Here is a 6,196-nt window from a genome sequence, read left to right as displayed (position 1 = left end):
AGGCTGGCCAGCTCGCGCAGGTGGTCCGGGTGCGCCGCCGCCACGCCCAGGCGCAAACCCGCCATGCCATACAGCTTGGAGAAGGTGCGCAGCACGATCACGTCATCGCGCTGCATCACCTGCGCGATCACCGACGGTTGCGCACTGAACTGCAGGTAGGCCTCGTCCACCAGCAGCCGGGTCTGCTTCGGCTTGTGCGCCAGCAGCCAGGCGATGTCCGCCGCCGGCGTGATCGACCCGGTCGGGTTGTTGGGGTTGCACAGATACAGCAGCCCGGCACCCATCCGCTGCGCGGCCTCGACCATGGCGTGCACGTCATGGCCCCCGTCCGCGCGCAGCGGCACCTTGGCCACCGTGGCACCCCGCGCCGCTGCCAGGTCGCCCAGGCTTTCGAAGGTCGGGTCGGCCACCACCAGTCCTGCCGTGGGCGAGGTCCAGACCACCGCGGCGCGGTTCAGCGGTTCGCTGGAGCCCGGGAACAGCCGCACGCGGTCCTTGTCCACGCCTTCCTGCCGGGCAAACGTGTCGCGCAGTTCCCCGGCCAGGGCGAACAGATAACGACCGCTCCCGGCCACGATGTCGCGTGCCGCCGCCTGTGCCGCCGGGGCAGGGCCATACGGGCTCTCGTTGAAGTTGAGCAGCACGCTGCCGGCCGGCGCCGCCCGGGTCGGCAGGACCACGCTTGACGTGGCCGCGGGCGCTGCCGAGGCCGGCGCGAGGCCGATGCCGGACAGGGCCAACCCGGTACCGGCCAGCTGCAGGAAGGAACGGCGCGACGAGACGGGCGATGACATGGCGGGAACACCGGAAACAGGACAATGTCCGGCACGCTAGCGCCCCGCGGCGAGGCAGGCAAGCCAGTGCTGGAACGTTTCGCCAGGCTCTGAACCGGTACGGGTGGAATGCGCTCCCCGCTGACCGATCCAACCGTGTTCGGCCTAGAATTCACCCCCCCTCCCAGGATCTTCCACGCATGCCATCCAGCCCTGCCCAACGTGCCGAAGCCCTGCGCCGCCAGATCGACGAGGCCGGCAAGGCGTACTACGACCGTGATGAGCAGCTGATTCCGGATGCCGACTACGACCGCCTCGTGCGCGAACTGGAAGCGCTGGAGCAGGCCCATCCGGCACTGGTCCAGGCCGACTCGCCGACCCAGCGCGTCGGCGGCAAGGCCTCCTCGCGGTTTGCCGAGGTCCGCCATGCGGTGCCGATGCTGTCGCTGGGCAACGCCTTCAGCGACGAGGAAGTGCAGGATTTCGTGCGCCGCATCGGCGAACGCCTGCGTCGCGACGCCCTGTTCTTTTCCGCCGAACCCAAGCTGGACGGGCTGGCGATCAGCCTGCGTTACGAGGGCGGCCACTTCGTGCAGGGCGCCACCCGTGGCGACGGCAGCACCGGCGAAGACGTCAGCGCCAACCTGCGCCAGATCAAGGTGATTCCGCAGAAACTGCACGGCAGCGGCTGGCCGAAGGTGCTGGAAGTGCGCGGTGAGGTCTACATGGCACGCGCCGATTTCGAGGCGTACAACGCCGACGCACGCCTGCATGAGGGCAAGGTGCTGGCCAACCCGCGCAATGCCGCGGCAGGGTCGCTGCGCCAGCTCGACCCGAAACTCAGTGCGCGCCGCAAGCTCAGCTTCTATGCGTACGGCACCGGCGAAGTGCAGGGCGGCGAACTGCCGCCGACCCACTCGGCCACGCTGGCCCAGCTGCAGGCATGGGGGTTCCCGGTCAGCGAGCTGTGCCAGGTGGTGGAGGGCAGCGAGGGGCTGCTGGCCTACTACCGTGACATCGGCGAGCGCCGCGATGGGTTGGCGTTCGACATTGATGGCGTGGTCTACAAGCTGGACGACCGCGCCGGCCAGGAACAGATGGGCTTCGTCTCGCGCGCCCCGCGCTGGGCGATCGCGCACAAGTTCCCGGCGCAGGAGCAGACCACCACGGTGGAGGCGATTGAAATCCAGATCGGCCGCACCGGCGCCGCCACCCCGGTGGCGCGCCTGCACCCGGTCGCCGTTGCCGGGGTGATCGTGTCCAACGCGACCCTGCACAACGCCGACCAGATCGCGCGGCTGGATGTCCGGGTCGGCGACACCGTCATCGTGCGCCGCGCCGGCGATGTGATTCCCGAAGTGGTGAGCGTCATCGCCGACCGTCGTCCCAACGGCACCACGCCGTGGACCATGCCCACCCGGTGCCCGGTGTGCGGGTCGGAAATCGTGCGCGAGGAAGGCGCTGCCGCCTGGCGCTGCTCGGGCGAGCTGAGCTGCCCGGCGCAGCGCAAGGAAGCCATTGCGCATTTCGCCTCGCGTCGCGCGATGGACATCGACGGGCTGGGCGGCAAGTACATCGAAACGCTGGTCGATGCCGGCATCGTGCGCGGCGTGGCCGACCTGTACCGGTTGACCCGCGACCAGCTGCTGCAGCTGAAGCTGGTGCTCGACGCCGAATCGCCGCAGGCGCTGGCCAACCAGATCGGCGTGCACCTGCCGCCGGACGGCAGCGGCCAGTACCTGCGCGACGTGCTGGCGCTGGACGCCGGCGACGAGCGCTGGCGCGCACGCGCGCTGGCGCTGCCGGCTGCGTTCGCGTGGAACACGAAGAAGATCGCCACCAGGTGGGCCGACAATCTGATCGCCGCGATCGATGCCAGCCGCACCACCACCCTGGAACGCCTGCTGTTCGCGCTGGGCATCGAACATGTCGGCGAGAGCACCGCCAAGGCGCTGGCGACCTGGTTCGGCGACCTCGAGCTGATCCGGCACCTGCCGTGGCCGCTGTTCAAGCGCGTGCCCGACATCGGCGGGGAAGTGGCGCGTTCGCTCGGGCATTTCTTCGAGCAGCCTGGCAACCAGGAAGCGATCGACGCCCTGTTGCAGGTCGGCCAGGTGCGGATCAGCGTCACCCATCCGCCCAGCGCGAAACTGCGCGATGGCCTGGATTTCGCGCAGTTGCTGGTGGAAGCCGAAATTCCCGGCATCACCCGCCTGCGCGCGGAGAAGCTGGCCGCGATGCTGCCCGATGCCGCCGCCGTGCTGGACGCCGAGCCGGTGCAGCTGGTGGCCGCCGGCCTGCCCAATGACGTCGCGCTCGGTGTGACCGGGTGGCTGGACCAGGAGGGCCACGGTCCGATGCTGCTCAAGGCGGACGACTACCGGCGCACGTTGCTCGAGCGCGCTCCGGAAGCGTCGGCGCAGGCGTCAGGCCCGCTCGAGGGCCAGACCGTCGTCCTGACCGGCACGCTCGCGCAGATGACCCGTGACGAAGCGAAGGAGCGGCTGGAAGCGCTCGGCGCCAAGGTCGCCGGCAGCGTGTCGAAGAAGACGTCGTTCGTGGTAGCGGGCACCGAAGCGGGCTCCAAGCTCGCCAAGGCCACCGAACTGGGCATCGACGTCTGGGACGAAGAGCGCCTGGTCGCCTACCTCGCCGCACACTGAGAAACCGGCGTCCCCCGTGGCGCCCACGACACGGATCGATCCACCATGCAGACCGCCCCCCTCGATTTCCGCCTTGCCACCGTGGCCGACACCGAACTGGTGGTCGAGCTGATGCGCGCTTTCTATGCCGAAGACCAGCTCGACTTCGACGAAGCGCGCGTGCGCCGCGCCTTGGCCGCATTGCTGGAAGACCCGCGCAATGGCGAGGTGTTGCTGTGGCTGTCCGAGACCGGTGAAGTGGTCGGGCATGCCGCCCTGGCGATGGGCTTCAGCCTGGAGCAGGGCGGCCACTTCGCCCTGCTCGACGAGTTGTACCTGAGCCATGCCGCCCGCGGTCGCGGACGCGGCAAGCAGGCGCTGGCGATCCTGGAGCAGCGCGCCAACGCCCGCGGGGTGGAGCGCATGCGCCTGGAAGTGAACCACCACAACGAACTGGCGCGCCGCCTGTACCTGGCCACCGGCTATGTCGATGACACCCGCAGCCTGCTGACCCTGCAGCTGGCCAGGCGCCTGCAGGACGCGCGCGGGTGATCGCCGCACTGCGCCAGCGCGCCGCATTGAATGCCCTGATCCGCGCGTTCTTCGCCGAACGCGACGTACTGGAAGTGGAAACGCCGATCCTGTCGGCGGCCGGGAACACCGAGCCCAACATCGACAGTTTCCATACCCGTTTCAGCGGCCACGTCGACGCCGGCAGCGCGCAGCGCTGGCTGCGCACCTCGCCGGAGTATCCGCTCAAGCGCCTGCTTGCGGCCGGGGTGGGCGACTGTTACGAGTTGGGCCGGGTGTTCCGCAACGGCGAGGCCGGCGGCCGCCACAATCCGGAATTCACCATGCTGGAGTGGTACCGGGTCGGTTGGGACCACCACCGCCTGATCGAGGAAACCGCAGCGCTGGTGCGCGCGGCGCTGGCGCTGGTGCAGCGCGAGGCGCGGCTGGAGGTGGTGGACTACCGCAGTCTGTATCGGGAACGGATAGGCGTGGACCCGTTCGACGCGCGGCTGGAGGACCTGCAGGCGCCGTTGGCTGGCGTGCGCATCGAGGCCGATGGCCTGACCCGCGACGACTGGCTCGACCTGCTGATGACCCATTGCATCCAGCCGCACTTCGCCGACGACTGCATGACCGTGGTGCACGACTGGCCGGCCAGCCAGGCGGCTCTGGCGCGCGTGCGCCCGGGCGCGCCCCCGCTGGCCGAACGCTTCGAGCTGTACCTGGACGCGGTGGAACTGGCCAACGGCTATCACGAACTGAACGATGCGACCGAACAGCGCGCCCGCTTCGAACGCGACCATGCCGTGCGGCGCGGTCGGGGGGCGGTGCTTCCACCACTGGATGAACACCTGCTGCAGGCATTGCCGTCATTGCCGGACTGCGCCGGCGTCGCGGTCGGGGTCGACCGCCTGCTGATGGCGATGAACCGCACCGGCCGTATCGCGGACGTGCTCGCGTTCGACTTCGCGCAGGCCTGAACGCGTGTTGGCTGCAACGTGCGTGTATTGCGCGCACCGCACGATGATGCTCTGATCACACCCGATGTCGGATGGTGACGGGGTAATCGTTCAGTGGCGGCAGGAAGGGTGGTGATGACGCGGGTGCAAGCTGCTGGACCAACGCCCTCGGCAACGACGGGGCGCCTGCGCGCAGGGGACGGCCACGCCTGGATGCTCCCGGTCGCGGGAATCCTGCTGTGGGTCTGCCTGCTGCCCGGCATCGCCTGGGCCGAAACCGGTTATGCCGACCAGGTCGTGCGTTGCCAGTCGCGCGACATGGAATGGGTGCACTGCGACATGCCGGTCGGCAACGGCGTCGAGCTCGTCCGCCAGCTGTCCGACAACAGCTGCGTGCGCGGTTCCGAGTGGGGCACCGACCGTACCGGCGTATGGGTCACCCTGGGCTGCCGGGCCGAGTTCCGCAGCCGCGGCAGCGCTGCGTCGGCCGGCGGCACGGAACGCAAGGTGCGTCGCGTGGTGCGTTGCGAATCCAATGGCCGCCCGACCAGTTGCCCGGTCATCCTGCAGGGCGCCCCGGTGCGCCTGCTGCGCCAGCTCGGCGCCATGCCCTGTCGCGAGGACCACAGCTGGGGCGTGAAGCGCAACGAGATCTGGGTCACCCGTGGCTGCCAGGCCGACTTCGAGGTCGGCGCGGCCGACGGCAGTGGGTTCCTGAACGTGCCGCGCACCCTGGTGTGCGAATCCAAATCCCGCCAACGCCGCTTTTGTGGCGCCGGCATCAGCAGAGAAGCGCGGCTGGTCAAGCAGCTGTCCGGCAGCGCCTGCGAGCAGGGTCGCAGCTGGGGCTGGGACGCACGCGGGGTATGGGTGGACGAGGGCTGTCGGGCGGAGTTCCAGGTGAATTGACCTGGAGGGCGTGCGAGGGTCGCAGCCACGCAGGGCGTGGCCCTACAATTGGGGCATGAATGCATCCCCTGACATCGATTACGCCCGCTACGACCATATCCGCCCGATCCTGTGGACCGGCGATTCCCTGCAGCTGCTGGACCAGCGCAAGCTGCCGTTCGTGGTCGAGCATGTGGAATGCCGTGACAGCGACGCGGTGGCCGAGGCGATCCATGCCCTGACCGTGCGCGGCGCCCCGGCGATCGGTATTGCCGCGGCCTGGGGCGTGGTGCTGGCGGCCCGGCAGGTGCAGGCCGACGACGGCGCGCAGGCACTGGCGAAGCTGGAACCGGCCCTGCAGCGTTTGAACGCGTCGCGCCCGACCGCAGTGAACCTGGCCTGGGCGCTGGCACGCATGCGC

5 protein-coding genes and 1 pseudogene are annotated in these 6,196 nt (G+C 69.5%); 5 read left to right on the top strand and 1 reads right to left on the bottom strand.

From position 1 onward, the window contains the following. A partial coding sequence (locus RWO33_RS18605) for an aminotransferase class I/II-fold pyridoxal phosphate-dependent enzyme (RefSeq protein WP_314106725.1) occupies nt 1-794 on the bottom strand: 794 nt, incomplete at its 3' end. Between the two features lie 179 nt (nt 795-973). Between RWO33_RS18605 and ligA the strand changes: the two genes are divergently transcribed. The 5 genes and pseudogenes from ligA to RWO33_RS18580 all read left to right on the top strand — a co-directional run. Next, on the top strand, nt 974-3,436 hold the full coding sequence (ligA, locus tag RWO33_RS18600; protein WP_314106723.1) for an NAD-dependent DNA ligase LigA: 2,463 nt from the start codon (nt 974-976) through the stop codon (nt 3,434-3,436). Between the two features lie 45 nt (nt 3,437-3,481). Beyond that, nucleotides 3,482-3,967: a GNAT family N-acetyltransferase gene (locus tag RWO33_RS18595; RefSeq protein ID WP_145481664.1), complete on the top strand. Its 486-nt coding sequence runs from the start codon at nt 3,482-3,484 to the stop codon at nt 3,965-3,967. Beyond that, on the top strand, nt 3,964-4,908 hold the full coding sequence (gene epmA / locus RWO33_RS18590) for an EF-P lysine aminoacylase EpmA (protein ID WP_314106721.1): 945 nt from the start codon (nt 3,964-3,966) through the stop codon (nt 4,906-4,908). Before RWO33_RS18595 ends, epmA begins: the two co-directional genes overlap by 4 nt. A gap of 192 nt (nt 4,909-5,100) precedes the next feature. Further along, nucleotides 5,101-5,796: a DUF3011 domain-containing protein gene (locus RWO33_RS18585; RefSeq protein WP_314106719.1), complete on the top strand. Its 696-nt coding sequence runs from the start codon at nt 5,101-5,103 to the stop codon at nt 5,794-5,796. A 55-nt stretch (nt 5,797-5,851) separates the two neighbouring features. Then, nucleotides 5,852-6,196, top strand: a pseudogene (locus tag RWO33_RS18580) (S-methyl-5-thioribose-1-phosphate isomerase); the annotation flags it as partial.

This window comes from uncultured Stenotrophomonas sp., from assembly GCF_963519925.1.
GTDB classification, from domain to species: Bacteria; Pseudomonadota; Gammaproteobacteria; order Xanthomonadales; family Xanthomonadaceae; genus Stenotrophomonas; species Stenotrophomonas maltophilia_AE.
This window is presented reverse-complemented; position numbering and strand designations above follow the sequence as displayed.

Coding starts and splice junctions, on each gene's coding strand:
- ligA (WP_314106723.1), top strand. CDS start 974: ATGCCATCCAGCCCTGCCCAACGTGCCGAAGCCCTGCGCCGCCAGATC.
- RWO33_RS18595 (WP_145481664.1), top strand. CDS start 3,482: ATGCAGACCGCCCCCCTCGATTTCCGCCTTGCCACCGTGGCCGACACC.
- RWO33_RS18585 (WP_314106719.1), top strand. CDS start 5,101: ATGCTCCCGGTCGCGGGAATCCTGCTGTGGGTCTGCCTGCTGCCCGGC.